Genomic DNA, 13,637 nt, shown 5'->3' with positions numbered 1-13,637 from the left:
CGGCTCGCTCTTCAGCTATCACTAGCTACTACTGAATACGTACATAGATAGTAATACGCTGTCAAGTCGCCGCCGACCGGCGACTCCCGGACTCTCGGCGGAATTTACCGAATTTCGAAAGTTCGGGTTGGCGAAGAATTATTCGCCTCGGCGCTCAATTGGCTGCTCGAGCGCGCTATCTCGGATCGATTACGACGGCGTCGCGCACAATCCGAAGGAGGCGCGAACCAGCGCGACCCGGTACACGGCATCGCCGTTGCGGGCGGGCATCGTGTCCAGGACGCTTCCCGCGAGGTCGGTGGCGCAGCCCGGGGCGGACAGTTCCGCCCGGTGCGCGGCCAGCTGCTCGACGATCTCGACATTGGCCCGATCGATGACGGGGCGGACGCCCGCGAGGTCGGTCGCGGGCACGGGCGCTGCGGCCACCCCGGCCCGCCAGCGCTCGACCAGGCCACGCTGCACGATCTTGTTGGCCTCGATCTGCCCCGCGAACACCTGCCGCACCCACGGCTCCGGCAGGCCGCGCTCGGCGCCCAGCCGGGCCATCGCCTCGTAGATCCGCGCCTCGCGCGCCGGATCGTCGATGACCGGTTCGGCGCCCTCGCGCGCCGCGGCGGCCCACTTGACCGCCGCCACGGTGTCGGCGGTGTCGAGCCGGTCGGCGACCAGCGCCACCAGGCGATCCAGCGGATGCGAATCCGGTTCCGCCGCAGCGGATCCGGCATCCGATATCGAAACCGCCAGGAACGCCGCCGTGGTCACCGCGGCCGCGGCAAATCCCTTCATGACCCCTCACCTTTCACTGTCACGTGACCCCCTCCGGGCCACGTCATCTACTATCTATGTACGTTAATAGTAATTGGGAGGTGTGGGCCGATGCCATCGACCACGGCCCGATCGGGCGAACCGGTCGCGGCACCGGCGGCCGACCGGCTGGACGGGCCGATTCGGATCGGCCTGATCGTCGCCGCGAGCGCGGCGGCGACCGGTGCGGGACTGCTCGCGCTGGATGCGGTGGCGGTGGCGTTCGCGGGCATTGCCGGGGCGCTGGCGGCGCGGCTCGCGCGGCCGGTGGTCGAGCGCTGGTGCGCGACGGTCGGCATCGCGGTCGACACCCGACACATCCTGCCTATCGCCGCGAATGCGGCGCTGTGGTGCGCGGCGATCGCGAAGGCGGGCGACCGGCCCGCGGTCATCGCCTGGCTCGCGGTGTCGGCCCTGGCGGTCTGGGCGGCGTGGATCGATGCGCACGCCCACCGAATCCCGTTGGCGCTCAGTCGGGTCGGCGCGATCCTGGCGGCCTTCCTGCTGGCGGCGGCGAGCGCGACCTCCGGGGATATGGCGGCGCTGGCGCGGGCCGTCGCGGCGGCGGGCGGGATCTTCGCGGCGACCTGGACATTCGCGGTCGTCTCCCGGGGGATGCTCGGGCTGGGGGATGTGTGGTTTCTGGTGCCGCTCATGTTGATCGCGGGATACGAGGGCTGGGATCGGGCGGGCGTGGCGCTCGTGCTCGGGCTGGGCCTGATGGTGCCCGCGGTGATCGTGCGGTCGATCCGGCGGGGCGGCGCGGCCGCCGAGGCGCTTCCCGCCGCACCGTATCTGGTGGCGGGAACCGCTGCGGCCCTGGCCGATTCGACCTCGGTCACCCGGTTCGTCGGCGGGGTCGCGGTGGTCGCCATCGGCCTCGGCCTGCCGTTGACGGCGCCGCGGCGGCTGGCCCGGTATCTGGGTGCGGGCGACCGGCTGCTGATCACGATGGTGTTCGGCGTGCTGCCGATGTCGCTGGTGGCCATGGTGATCGCGCTGGCCGTGGATTCACCGCTGCCGGTCGTCCGGCTGGTGGTGATTCTCGCCGTGGTCGCGCTCGCGCTCGGACCCGTTGCGCTGTGGCGACTGTCGCGGGCCTCGGCGGCCGCGCAGGCCGATCCCGTTGTCGGACAGCTGCGACAGCACCAGCCCGGTGGCGGCCACCAGGAAGATGTGTAGCGGCGCCCGGCTCCCGGCCCACTCCGGCCAGATCCAGCGCAGCGGCCACTCGTTTCCGACGGTCAGAAATCCGAAGGCGGACAGGAGAATTTCGACACCCCAACCGAAATCCGTCATCCTTTCGGCCATCCCCGGACCGGCGGTCGCCCGATCGGCGGCCAGCGAACGCACCCACAGCGGCGCGGCGGTGAACATGACCGCCGCGATGGCGAACTCCACCGCGATCACGGCAATCCACCCGGCCAGCGTGATATACGCACAGGAACCGGGTGTTTCGGCCTCCGCCAGCGCGCAGTGCAGTCCCCGGTCGACATCGACGACATGCGATATCGCGCCCATGAGACAGCCGACTCCGGTCAGTGCGGCCAATGCCGCCACCGATATTCGCCGGATGCGCCCCCAGGTTGCGAGATCGGTCACCAGATCGGCGATTGATAGTAAATAGAAATGATTACCATGTTCATACTCCTCTCGACCTGCGAGAATACCCCGAGTTGGTCCAGCGTCCAATTGCGGAGAAAACGGTCGCGGGAAATTCGGTGGCTCCGCGTCCGTGTCGGTGGTTACCTGAGACGGCACGGCTTCTCGCCGTCAGGAATGTCCGCTCGACTCGAGGATGCCTATGACCCGGCTCGCGCCGCGTGCGCCTCAACACACGGTTATCGCCGACCTCCACGTCGTCGCGCACTGACGACGTAGGTTTCCAGGCGCACTCGGCCTGCTCCCGTTGCTCTGTTTCCAGTCGACGAAGGAGTTCCGGGTGTCGAACAACACCTCCGATCAGCACACCTCCACCCAGCACGGGCCGAGTCCGGCGCTGCGCACCGCGACCTTCCCCTGCATGCGCTGCGGCCTCGTCGTGGCCACGCTCGCGCCGGACAACACCCGCCGCAATCACTGTCCGAGCTGCCTGAGCTCGCGGCACATCCACGATCACGTCGACGGTGGCGTGTCGCAGTGCCAGGGCCGGATGGCTCCGCTGTCGATCGCGGTGCTGCGCACCGGCGACTGGGCCCTGGTGCACCGCTGCACGCGGTGTCACGAGTTGGCCATGCATCCGGTGAGCGGGGACGACAATCAGCTCATGCTGATGCGGCTGGCGGTGCGGCCGCTGGCCGAACCGCCTTTCCCGCTCGAAGTTTTCGGCGATCTGTGAGGTCCGGCATGCCACGGAGAAAACCGTCGGCCCGCCGGCCGCAACGACCGAAACAGGTGCTGCACGGCCCCGGCGGCGAGTCCGGCGACGCGTTCCGCTGCGTCGGCTGCCGCCGGGACGTGCCCACGCACGCCCCCGGCACCGCCCACCGCAACCACTGCCCAACCTGCCTGACCAGCAAGCACATCGACCGCCGCACCCCCGGCGACCGCGCCGACCCCTGCGGCGGCCGCATGACCGCCGTCAGCCTCACCACCCGCGACAATGGCGAATGGTCCCTGGTCCACCAGTGCCTCGCCTGCGGAATACTGAAGGTGAATCGCATTGCGGGAGACGACAACGCCCTCGCACTGATGCGAATAGCCTTGCGCCCCTTGGCCAGCCCACGGCTCGGCCATCGGGCCCTGCTGGCGCTGTGAAGTACGGCTGCGCGTACTCCGCGCGGTCATACCTGCTGGCGCTGTGAGGACGGCCGCGTACATCTCGTGCGCGGCCATTCCTCCGGCAGCGGCGCAGGCCCACCCGTCGGACAGCGCGGCGCGGGCGCGCTCGTCCCCCATTGCGGCGCAGACATAGTTGTCGATTCCGGCGTGCTTTTGGCCGGAATCTCGGTGGGTGGATCCCGGCCAAAAGCATGCCGGGATCATTGGGTACTGCTCATGCCGGGGCTACTGGGTACCGCTCATGCCGGGACGATCGTGTGCTGGTCGTGGCGGGATTATTGGGGGCGGGTGATGTGGATGGTGACTGGGGTGGGGCCGGTGGCTTCTAGGGTGAGGGTGGGGGCGTTTGGGGGGGAGGTGATGGTGGCGTCGGCGGCTTGGGCCTGGTAGCCGTGGGGGTAGGCGATGTCCGAGATGTAGATTTCGGTGGGCTTGGTGGCGGGGTGGGGGGTGTAGGTGTAGGTGAATGTGCCTGTGGTGGGGTCGTAGGACAGGTGGGTGGGGGTGCCTGCGGTGGCTCGGGGATAGGTGCGGACGAGTTCTGGGCCTATGGCGCCGAGGAAGGGGTCGGGGCGCGGGGCACCGGGGCCGTAGCTCGACTGGTAGTGCCAGTACGCCCAGCCGATGGTGCGCTCGTCGGCGCGGGTCGTGGTGTTGTGCAGGACCGTGGGGTCGCCGTCGCCGAATTCGTCTACGAGCGCGGGGATTCCGGTGCGCCGGGTGAAGGAGTCGATATTGCTCCAGGTCTTGTCCTGCTGCACCGGGCACAGGCCGCGCAGCTGCTCGGGCAGGCCGAGGTAGATCGCCAGCTGGCTGGGGATGCAGTAATCGTGCGGCGCGAACACGATATTCGGGTCGGTGATGGGCGGATTCTTGCCGAGGTAGGTCGGCATGGTCTCGTTCCAGGTCACATTGGGTTCCCACAGCACCGGGACGGACGCATTGCGGGCGCGCACCGCCGTGGTCAGCTTCTGCATGGCCGCTTGGTATTCGGCGTCGAAGTCGGGGCACCCGTTGGGATAGCAGGAGGCGAAGGCCGAGCCGGGCCAGGGCTCGTTGAGCAGTTCGATACCGAGCACCCCCGAATGGCCCCGCACCTTGGCGGCCAACTCACCGAGCGCCGTGCCGAGCTGATCGAGCACGCCGTAGGTGTTGTTCCACACCTCGTCCCAGCCCCGATTCATGCTGGGCATCAGGTAATACAGCGGGAAACCGGGATTGGGCTCCCAGGGCGCGGGCCGCGACCTGATGGCCCAGTCGGGAAATCCGTTGCCGCCCCAGATCTTCGACAGCCCGTCCTGGTGATCGTCGAGCAGGGTGTAGATCCCCTGTGCGGCAAGGGTATCCACAACCTGGACGACCCGGTCCAGCAGCGCGGTATCGATCGTGCCCCGGGTCGGCATGAGCGCCTCGAACGGGACGCCGAGCCGCACAACGTCGAATCCGTGCTGCGCCAATAACTTCGCATCCCGATCGGAGACGGTGAAGCCGTCCCCGGCCTGCACGAACGGGGCCTGCTTGTGCACATTGTTCACCCCGTGCAGCAGCACCGTGCGGCCGTACTCGTCGACGATCGCAGAGCCCTGGGCGTGCAGCGCGGGGATCGGATCCGGCGGGTCGGCGGCCGAATTGCCCACTCCCGCACACAGTCCCGCACCGATCACGGCCGCGGCGATCATCGCGCATCCCCGCCGCACCGCGTGCCGACATCCCATCATGCGCAGGCCGTCCTCACGTGCCGTCGACTGCATGAAAGCGAAAATGACGCTATTCGGAATATAGCAGCGGGGGTGCGAGCTCGGGCCTGGAACAGGGAAACGGCTGTGCTGCCTGTGATTCCGGCCAAAAGCACGCCGGAATCACAGGCGACAGAGCCGGACCGACGGGAACCACCGGCGACAGAGCCGGACCGACGGGAACCACAGGCGACAGAGCCGGACCGACGGGAACCACCGGCGATAGTGCCGGACCGACAGGCAGTACAGCGAGGAGGGTCAGTTCCAGCGGGACTGCGCGCGGCGGTGCAGGGTGCCGTTGGCGAGGGCCTCGAGGTCGTCGATGAACTTCTCGATGCTGTCGGAGCGAACCTGATTCGAGGCGACCTGGGCGCGCACCTTCTCCTCGGTGCGATCCAGCATGGACATGGTGAGGTCGTGCTGTAGGTCGCGAATGAGCTGGCGGCGCAGCTGCAGGATCTGGTCGCGACCCTGCTTGCGGACCCGCTCGACCTCGACGGCCGCGGCCTCGCGCATCTGCGCGATGATGTGCTCGGCGTCGGACTGGGCGTCGGTGCGCATCCGCTCGAGTTCGGCCTGCGCCTCGGCGGCGGCCTTGTCGTAGGACTGCTTGGCCTCGGCGAGCCGGTTCGCGGCCTCCGCGCTCTCCTCCAGCTGTTTGCGGATGGCGTCCTGACTGCGCTCCATCATCCGCTTGACCGGTGGCACAATCCATTTCACGGTCACGAAGACGATGACCGCGAAGCCGAAGAGCTGGCTGAAGAAGACCGGCCAATCGAAGGTGATGTGGTAAGGGCCCGCGGCCAGGACGCCGCCGGTGTGGATCATGACTGTGCCCGTCCCCTCTGGTGACCCGAACTCGTTCCGGCGTGTCCCTCCGGCCCGCCGACCACGCGGTCGGCCAGCGAATCCGCGAGCGGCTCCACGGCCTGGCGCAACTCCGCCGCGACCTGATCGGCCTCGGCGCGCAACTGGGTCTGCGCCTCCGCCACGATGGCGTCGGCCTCCCGCTGCGCCTCACCGCGAAGCTCTTCGAGGATGGCCCGGCCCTCGGCGCGCGCCCGGTTGCGAATATCCGCGGCCTCGGCGCGCGCCTTCTCCAGCCCCTCCTCGTAGTGGGCCTGGGCCTGGGCGAACAGCTCCTTGGACTCCTTGCCGCGAGCCGTCGTCTCGGATACCCGATTCTCCCGCTCCTCCAGCACCTTACGGATCGGGGGAACGACGAAGATCCAGATGACGGCGAGCACGATCAGGAAGATCGCCAGCTCGACGAAGAAGGTGCCGTTGGGAATGAGAAAGTTGCCTTCGGCAACCGTATCCGTTCGCGCAGCCATGGCGCGCTACTTACCGGGTGTCGCGAAGACGAACAGCGCCATGAACGCCAGGTTGATGAAGTACGCGGCCTCGACCAGACCAACGGTCAGAAAGAAGTTACCGCGCAACCGGCCCTCGGCCTCCGGCTGCCGAGTCACACCGTTGATCAGCGCGGAACCGGCCAGACCGTCACCGATACCGGCGCCGATGGCGCCGCCGGCCATGATGAGGCCGCCACCGATGAGCGCGCCCTGGACGATTGCGGGATCTGCAGCCATTGTCACTTCCTGTTCTCGACGAAGGTCGACCGACGGTGCCGGTCAGTGGTTTTCATGCTCCAGCTCCATGGACTGGCTGAAGTAGAGGACGGTCAGCAGGGAGAAGATGAAAGCCTGGATGGCGCCGACGAACAGGTCGAACATCTTCCAGATGGCATTCGGGCCCCAGCTGATCCAGAACGGGAACAGCGTGATCACCGAGATCATCACGCCGCCGGCGAACATATTTCCGAACAACCGCAGCGAGAGCGACAGCGGCTTGGCGATCTCCTCGATGATATTGATGAAAATCATCGGGCCCCAGCCGGTATGCCCCTTGAGCATTTTCTTCACATGGTTGAACGGGCCGCGCCGTGCGATGCCGGCGGACTGATAGAAGATGAACACGAACAGCGCCAGCGCGTAGACGAAGTTGACGTCGGACGCGGGCGGGGCGATGAGTTCACCGTGGCCGTACTGCACCGGCAGCACCGACAGCCAGTTCGACAGCAGGATGAAGGTGAACAGCGTGACCGCCAGCGGCAGCGCGAACGGCGCCACCTTCATGCCGATGGCCGCCTCGACCTGATTGCGCATCTGAACGGTGACGGCCTCGAAGAACAGCTGCACCCCGTTGGGCACCCCGGAGGTGATCTTGATCCGCAGGAAGACGGCCAGCGCGAGCACGATCACCGCGGCCACCGCCGTCGACACGATGGTGTCGACATTGAAGTCCAGTCCCCACAGGTGTGCGACCGCGTGCTCGCCGACCTCGATGGATGCGGCGAGCGGAGTCGAGGCAGCGGAACTCGTCATGACGGCTGACGCAACCCTTTCCATCCGGGGATCGCGGTGTGCAGGACCACGATGATCTGAAAGACGGCCAGGCCGAAGAAGATTCCGATACCGTTCGGCCGGGTCATAAAGGCCACCAGAATGGCCAGGCCGGTCAAGGCGAACAAACGCACCGCCGACGACAGCAGCAATCCCTGCCGGTTCGGCGTCTCCGATCGAATGGTGCGGGTGACGGCTTTCCAGGTGAGCTGAGCATTGATCCAGCCGAGCCCGAGGCCGAGGCAGATGAACACGCCCAGCAGCCAACGATCCAGTTCTCCGGTCACCAACAGGGCCAGCACGCCTAGAACGGCCGCGATAATGGCCGCACGGCGCAACCGGAGTTTGTCGATGCTCACTGCGACACCGCCCTCGCCGTCAGCCCACTCCGTAGTGGGGTGTGATTGATCGTCAGCTTACACATCTCAACGACGTTGTGTAGCAACATTTTTGATCTTCCTATTGATGATCTTGAAACCGTCTCGGCGCGCGTTGCGGCGATCAATTCAGCCACCGCCAGGCTATCCTGTGACGGCGGCATCGTGGCCCAAATCCGACGGTTCTATAGAAGCACTCGACATGCCTGTTCGTCGGCAATTCCGGACATCGGCGGCTTATTCGGGTAAATCCGGCAAAACAGTCAAACAGGACCACGTAAGCAGCTTTGTGGCAATCGTATTGGCAATCGGCCAGCCATCACCCCTACACCGACAAATCGGACCTCGAGGTTTTCGGGCGAATCGGGCAGAACCCGGCCCGTCGCGGGCGACACGGCCCGTTCGCGGTGGCGGCGCGGGCCGGGCATGGACGAAGGTGTGACGAGTTCGCCCCTACCCCACGGAGGTCGGCCATGTCCGAACCCACTCCCCCGGACGGCGCCGAGCCGCCCGCGATCCCGCTGCGCCGGCGCGGCCCGGTGCTGTGGCTGCTCACGCTGCCGGGCGTGTTGTACCTACTGGCCCCGGTCGTGGCCAATCGGATCGAGCCGCGGGTGTTCGGCATTCCGTTCCTCGTCTTCTATCTGCTGGCGGTCACCGCCGCGACCGGGCCGCTGGTCGGTCTGGTCGCGCGTTTCGATCCGGCCTATCGGCTGGGCGCGCCGGAATTCGTACCCGCCGACCGGGACACGCCGCGGATGCCGGAGGACCGGGGGTGAGCGATCGCGCGGCGGTGGCCGTCTCGCTGTTCTCGGTGGCGATGCTCGCCACGGTGGTCGTCGGGGTGCTGTCCGGACGGGGGCGCGCCCGCTCGATGGCGGAGTGGTCGATCTCCGGGCGCGGGCTGGGCACGCTGTTCGTGCTGCTGCTCATGGCCGGTGAGTCCTACACCAGCTTCTCGTTCCTGGGCGCGGCCGGGTGGTCGTACCGGTACGGCGTACCGATCTTCTATCTGATCGCCTACCTCAGCACCGGGCTGGTGGCCGCGTACTTCGTCGCGCCGCTGCTGTGGACCTACTGCGCGCGGCATCGGCTGGTGTCCATCGCCGATATCGCCGAGCATCGGTTCCGGTCGCGGCCGCTGGGGATCGTCGTCGCCGTGATCTGCACGGTGTTCCTGGTTCCCTACGTGCAGTTGCAGATTCAGGGCATGGGCGTGGTCGTGCACGCCATGTCCTACGGCGCGGTGGATCTGCGGGTGGCGGCCGTCGTGTCGTTCGTGGTGGCCGAGGTGTTCATCCTGACCTCCGGCCTGCGCGGGTCGGCCTGGGTGAGCGTGCTCAAGGACGGGCTGGCGGTGCTGTCGGTGGTGTTCCTGGCGGTCTATGTGCCCTGGCACTATTTCGACGGTCCCGGGGAGCTGCTGAACCGGCTGGTCGCGGAGAAGCCGCAGTGGCTGACGTTTCCGGGCGCGGGCGGCGGCGCCTTCGGGGCGGGCTGGTTCGTGTCGACGGTCGTGCTGAACGTCGTGACCATCAGCATCTTCCCTACCACCGTGGCAGGCTATCTGTCCGCCGCCGATCCGACTGCGCTGCGGCGGAATTCGATTTTCCTGCCGTGGTATCAGCTGCTGCTGGCGATCCCGATGCTGATCGGCGCCGCGGCGCTGTTCGTGGTGCCGCACCTGGCGAATCCGGATCTGGCGCTGTACCAACTGGTTACCGACGCGCTACCGCCGCCGGTGGTGGCGGTGATCGGGATCGCCGGGGCGCTGTCGGCCATCGTGCCGATGAGCGTATTCCTGGTGTCGATCGGAACGCTGTGGGGCCGAACGATTCTCGGCGGCGGACTGCGCGACGCCGGGGCGGGCGATCGCCGCCAGCGCGGCCGGTCGCGGCTGATCTGCCTGGTGGTCGGCGCGGTCGCGCTGGCGGGTGCGCTGCGCTTTCCCGAGGTGCTGGTGAATCTGTCGGTGCTGTCGTACGAGGGCATGGCGCAACTGGTTCCGGCGGTGCTGCTGGCCCTGTACTGGCGGCGGCTGACGGCTCCCGGGGTTACCGCGGGGCTGGTCGTGGGGACCGCGATCGTGCTGATCCTGCATGCCGCCGGGCGCGACCCGCTGTGCGGCGTGAACGGCGGGCTGATCGCGCTGGTGGCGAATCTCGCTGTGGCCGTCACCGTTTCGCTGATCTTCGGACGTGCGCGGGTCACCGCCTGACCGCCGTGGTTGACAGACCAACTCGCGCTATCTACGTTCTACTTACGTAGATAGTAATAAATCGACGGAGGTCGTGCGAGTGGCTGGTCAGGGTCTGCGTTCGGGTATGCGCAGGAAGGGCGGGCGCCTGATCGGTGCGTTCGCCGGGCTCACCGTCGGCCTACTGATGGCCGCGACGGCGACCGCGCAGCCGATCTATCCGCAACCGGATCCCGACCCCTTCTATGCCGCGCCGCCGGATCTGGACCGGCGCCAGCCCGGCGACGTGCTCGCGACCCGGGAACTGCCGTCGCTGGGCGCGTTCCCCGGCACCACGGTCACGCTGATCAAGTTCCGCTCCACCAACTCCCAGGGCAGGCCGATCGCGGCGACCACCACCGTGCTGACCCCGGCAGGGCATCGCCCGGACGGCCCGCTGCTGTCGTACCAGCACATCATCAACGGGCTCGGCACCGGATGCGCGGTCTCGCACGTGCTGTACACCGACGACCCGAACCGGATGGTGCGCGAGGCGCCCGCCCTGAACGTGCTGTTGCAGCGCGGCTGGAGCGTCGCCCTGCCGGATCACCTGGGACCGCAATTCGCCTATGGCGCAGCGCGATTGGGCGGGCAGATCACCCTGGACGGGATCCGCGCGGTGCAGCGGGTGCCGGAGCTGGGCGTCGCGCGCAGCCCGGTCACGATGGCCGGGTACTCCGGCGGCGGCATGGCGACGGCGTGGGCGGCGGCGCTGCAACCGACGTACGCGCCCGAGCTGAGGATCGCCGGGGCCGCCACCGGCGGGGTGCCGATGAACCTGAAGACGATGGTCGAAGCGCTGAACACCAATTCGCATCCGGCGTTCGGGCTGGCCATGGCCGCGGCGATCGGGCTGGAGCGCGAGTATCCGGACCGCCTGCCGATCAGCAATTACATGAACGAGCGCGGGCTCGCGGTCCGCAACGCGATGGCCAACGGCTGCACGAACGACATCATGGCCGCCGGTGCGGGGCACAGCGTCCTCGAATTCGCCACCAGCACCGCGCTGATCCAGAGCCCCGAGGCCTGGTCGGTGGCGGAGGAGAACAGCCTGGAGCTCTACGACGGCGTGCCGACCATGCCGATCTTCGAATGGCATTCGCCCACCGATCCGCTGATCCCGGTCGACGCGATCGTGAATACCAACCGCCGGTACTGCCGGGCCGGGGTGCGGCTGCAGACCGAGGAGACGCCCTCCCCCGAACACCTGTCCGCCGCCGTGCTCGGCCTGCCGTCGATGGTCGACTGGCTCGACGCCCGCTTCCGCGGCGAACCCGCGCCCTCGAACTGCCGGCTCTGACCGACCGCGGCCCGGTGGTTGACCGGGTGTCGGGTACCGGGCACAGTGAGGCCATGAGCGGCGAGGAAGTCCGGGCGGGTGTCACGCTGACCAATCTGGACAAGCCGCTGTTCGACGGGGCCGAGGCCACCAAGCGCGATCTGATCGACTACCTCGAGGCCGTCGGGGAGCGCATGGTGGGGCACCTGCGGGACCGGCCGCTGTCGGTGGTGCGGATCCGGCCGGGGCAGGAGCCGTTCATGCAGAAGAACCTGCCCAAGTACACGCCCGAGTGGATGGAGCGGGTGACCCTGTGGGCCGAGAGCTCGCATCGCGAGGTCACCTACGCGCTGTGCAACGACGTGCGCACGCTGGTGTGGTTCGGCAATCAGCGGGCCATCGAATACCACCCGACGCTGCTGCTCACCGACTACGGCAAGGGGCAGACCCACCTGGTGCTGGACCTGGATCCCGCACCGGGACAACCGTTCCGGCAGGCGGTGCTGGCCGCGCAGCTGATCCGGCAGGCGCTGGCCGACGACGGATTGTCCGGGGCGGTCAAGACCAGCGGCTCCAAGGGCGTGCACGTGTTCGTCCCCATCGAGCCCGGGATCGCGATCGAGGACGCCGCCGCGGCCACCCGCGCCGTCGCCGCGCGCGCCGAGCGCCTCGATCCGGCCCTGGCGACCACCGCGTTCATTCGAGAAGACCGGGGCGGCAAGGTATTTCTCGACTCCACCCGGTCCGGCGGGGCGACCGTGGCGGCCGCCTACAGCCCGCGGGTGCGGCCGGGCGCGACGGTGTCGTTCCCGCTGGCCTGGTCCGAGCTGGAGTCGGTCGTTCCCGGCGACTTCACCATCCACACGGCCGCGCGGGCGCTCGGCGATCGTGACCCGTGGGCCGAGGAGATGCCGCGACCGCAGGCCCTGCCCGCGGACCTGATCGCGGAGGGCCACACCATTCCGGTGGCCCGGGTCCAAGCCATGCACGAGGGCAAACGACGCGCCCGCGCCCGGCGGGAAGGGTCATAGGCATTCCGCGGTTCCGGCCCTTTTGCTGGATCGGCAAATATTCTTGCCCGTTCGGGCCGGTGCGCCGCATCGTGGGGCATGACCTTCCAGGTGTTCTCCGCAGCGAACGAACAGATGACCAGTGACCTCGCGATGGGTGATCGCCGCCATGGCTTCGACAGGAGACCGGACCCCATGACCACGCATCGGCACGCGCCCCACCCCGGCTTCGACACCACCGGCACGCCGCAGGAGGTGTGGAACAAGCGCTACGGCACCGAGCACATCTGGAGCGGCAATGCGAATGCCGTTCTGGTCCGGATGGTTTCGGATTTTCCCGCGGGACGTGCGCTCGACCTCGGGTGCGGTGAGGGCGGCGATTCCGTCTGGCTGGCCGCGCGCGGCTGGCGGGTGACGGGGGTGGACGTCGCCGATGTCGCGCTCGACCGGGCCCGCGAGCTCGCCGCCGAGCTGGACGTGAGCGATCGGATCACCTTCGAACGGCACGACCTCGCGGAGTCGTTCCCCGACGGCGCCTTCGACCTGATCTCCGCCCAATTCTTCCACAGCCCACTGGAATTCCCGCGCGCCCGCATCCTCCGCACCGCGGCCGAGGCATTGGCGCCCGGCGGGGTGCTGCTCGTGGTGGATCACGGGGCCGCGCCGCCGTGGGCCCGGGACCTGCCCGAGGATGTGCGGTTTCCGAGCGCACAGGAGGTGGTCGACGAGCTGGACCTCGATGAAAGCCGTTGGCGGGCCGAGCGAATCGAGTCGGCGGAGCGGGAAGCGGTGGGGCCGAGCGGAGAGACGGGGATGTTGCTGGACAATATTGTTTTGATTCGGCGGGTGGGGTGATCCCGGCCAAAAGCATGCCGGGATCATGAATGGTGCGCATGCCGGGATCATGAATGGTGCGCATGCCGGGACCATGAGAGGTGCGCATGCCGGGACCATGAGGGGTGCGCATGCCGGGATCATGAGAGGTGCGCACGCCGGGATCATGAGAGGT

General features: G+C 68.0%; 15 protein-coding genes. 7 read left to right on the top strand and 8 right to left on the bottom strand.

Annotated features, from left to right (window positions below; genetic code table 11):
- Positions 1-189: 189 nt before the first annotated feature.
- Together HPY32_RS24985 and HPY32_RS46240 are read right to left on the bottom strand one after the other, a co-directional pair.
- Positions 190-786, bottom strand: a complete 597-nt coding sequence (locus HPY32_RS24985; RefSeq protein ID WP_067593685.1) for a chorismate mutase — start codon at positions 784-786, stop codon at positions 190-192.
- A gap of 1,029 nt (positions 787-1,815) precedes the next feature.
- A complete protein-coding gene (locus HPY32_RS46240) occupies positions 1,816-2,406 on the bottom strand; it encodes a DUF2165 family protein (RefSeq protein WP_082871726.1) in 591 nt (196 codons plus the stop codon).
- Positions 2,407-2,746: 340 nt separating this feature from the next.
- On the opposite strand from HPY32_RS46240, the gene HPY32_RS24975 reads away from it, so the two are divergent.
- On the top strand, positions 2,747-3,142 hold the full coding sequence (locus HPY32_RS24975) for an RNHCP domain-containing protein (RefSeq protein ID WP_067593691.1): 396 nt from the start codon (positions 2,747-2,749) through the stop codon (positions 3,140-3,142).
- A gap of 8 nt (positions 3,143-3,150) precedes the next feature.
- A complete protein-coding gene (locus HPY32_RS24970; protein ID WP_067593694.1) occupies positions 3,151-3,561 on the top strand; it encodes an RNHCP domain-containing protein in 411 nt (136 codons plus the stop codon).
- A gap of 299 nt (positions 3,562-3,860) precedes the next feature.
- On the opposite strand, the gene HPY32_RS24965 is transcribed toward HPY32_RS24970, so the two are convergent.
- The 6 genes from HPY32_RS24965 to HPY32_RS24940 all read right to left on the bottom strand — a co-directional run bounded on the left by HPY32_RS24965 (position 3,861) and on the right by HPY32_RS24940 (position 8,085).
- A complete protein-coding gene (locus tag HPY32_RS24965) occupies positions 3,861-5,336 on the bottom strand; it encodes an endoglycoceramidase I (RefSeq protein ID WP_253949863.1) in 1,476 nt (491 codons plus the stop codon).
- 243 nt (positions 5,337-5,579) lie between these two features.
- Positions 5,580-6,149 carry a F0F1 ATP synthase subunit B family protein gene (locus HPY32_RS24960; protein WP_067593697.1) on the bottom strand — a complete coding sequence of 190 codons (570 nt, stop codon included), beginning with the start codon at positions 6,147-6,149 and terminating at the stop codon, positions 5,580-5,582.
- Positions 6,146-6,655: a F0F1 ATP synthase subunit B gene (locus HPY32_RS24955; RefSeq protein ID WP_067593700.1), complete on the bottom strand. Its 510-nt coding sequence runs from the start codon at positions 6,653-6,655 to the stop codon at positions 6,146-6,148. Before HPY32_RS24955 ends, HPY32_RS24960 begins: the two co-directional genes overlap by 4 nt.
- A 6-nt stretch (positions 6,656-6,661) precedes the next feature.
- On the bottom strand, positions 6,662-6,913 hold the full coding sequence (locus tag HPY32_RS24950; protein ID WP_025352811.1) for a F0F1 ATP synthase subunit C: 252 nt from the start codon (positions 6,911-6,913) through the stop codon (positions 6,662-6,664).
- A gap of 42 nt (positions 6,914-6,955) precedes the next feature.
- Entirely contained in the window at positions 6,956-7,708 is a 753-nt protein-coding gene (gene atpB, locus HPY32_RS24945; protein ID WP_156674695.1) for a F0F1 ATP synthase subunit A, read from the bottom strand.
- Positions 7,705-8,085: a hypothetical protein gene (locus HPY32_RS24940; protein WP_067593706.1), complete on the bottom strand. Its 381-nt coding sequence runs from the start codon at positions 8,083-8,085 to the stop codon at positions 7,705-7,707. Before HPY32_RS24940 ends, atpB begins: the two co-directional genes overlap by 4 nt.
- Before the next feature lie 491 nt (positions 8,086-8,576).
- Here HPY32_RS24940 and HPY32_RS24935 point away from each other — a divergent pair, with 491 nt between their 5' ends.
- From HPY32_RS24935 to HPY32_RS24915, 5 genes are all read left to right on the top strand, one after another.
- The gene (locus HPY32_RS24935) at positions 8,577-8,882 is read left to right on the top strand and encodes a DUF3311 domain-containing protein (protein ID WP_067593709.1); all 306 of its coding nucleotides are present in this window, start codon (positions 8,577-8,579) and stop codon (positions 8,880-8,882) included.
- Positions 8,879-10,321: a sodium:solute symporter family protein gene (locus tag HPY32_RS24930; protein ID WP_067593712.1), complete on the top strand. Its 1,443-nt coding sequence runs from the start codon at positions 8,879-8,881 to the stop codon at positions 10,319-10,321. Before HPY32_RS24935 ends, HPY32_RS24930 begins: the two co-directional genes overlap by 4 nt.
- A gap of 106 nt (positions 10,322-10,427) precedes the next feature.
- Positions 10,428-11,639, top strand: coding sequence for a lipase family protein (locus HPY32_RS24925; RefSeq protein ID WP_067593714.1), 1,212 nt, complete (start codon positions 10,428-10,430; stop codon positions 11,637-11,639).
- A 53-nt stretch (positions 11,640-11,692) separates the two neighbouring features.
- Positions 11,693-12,649, top strand: coding sequence for a non-homologous end-joining DNA ligase (ligD, locus tag HPY32_RS24920; RefSeq protein WP_067593717.1), 957 nt, complete (start codon positions 11,693-11,695; stop codon positions 12,647-12,649).
- A 174-nt stretch (positions 12,650-12,823) separates the two neighbouring features.
- Positions 12,824-13,483 carry an SAM-dependent methyltransferase gene (locus tag HPY32_RS24915; protein ID WP_067596202.1) on the top strand — a complete coding sequence of 220 codons (660 nt, stop codon included), beginning with the start codon at positions 12,824-12,826 and terminating at the stop codon, positions 13,481-13,483.
- Positions 13,484-13,637 lie beyond the last annotated feature (154 nt).

The sequence above is a fragment of the Nocardia terpenica genome, assembly GCF_013186535.1.
Taxonomy (GTDB): Bacteria; Actinomycetota; Actinomycetes; order Mycobacteriales; family Mycobacteriaceae; genus Nocardia; species Nocardia terpenica.
The sequence above is the reverse complement of the archived record's forward strand: the minus strand, read 5'-3'. Positions and strand labels throughout refer to the sequence as shown.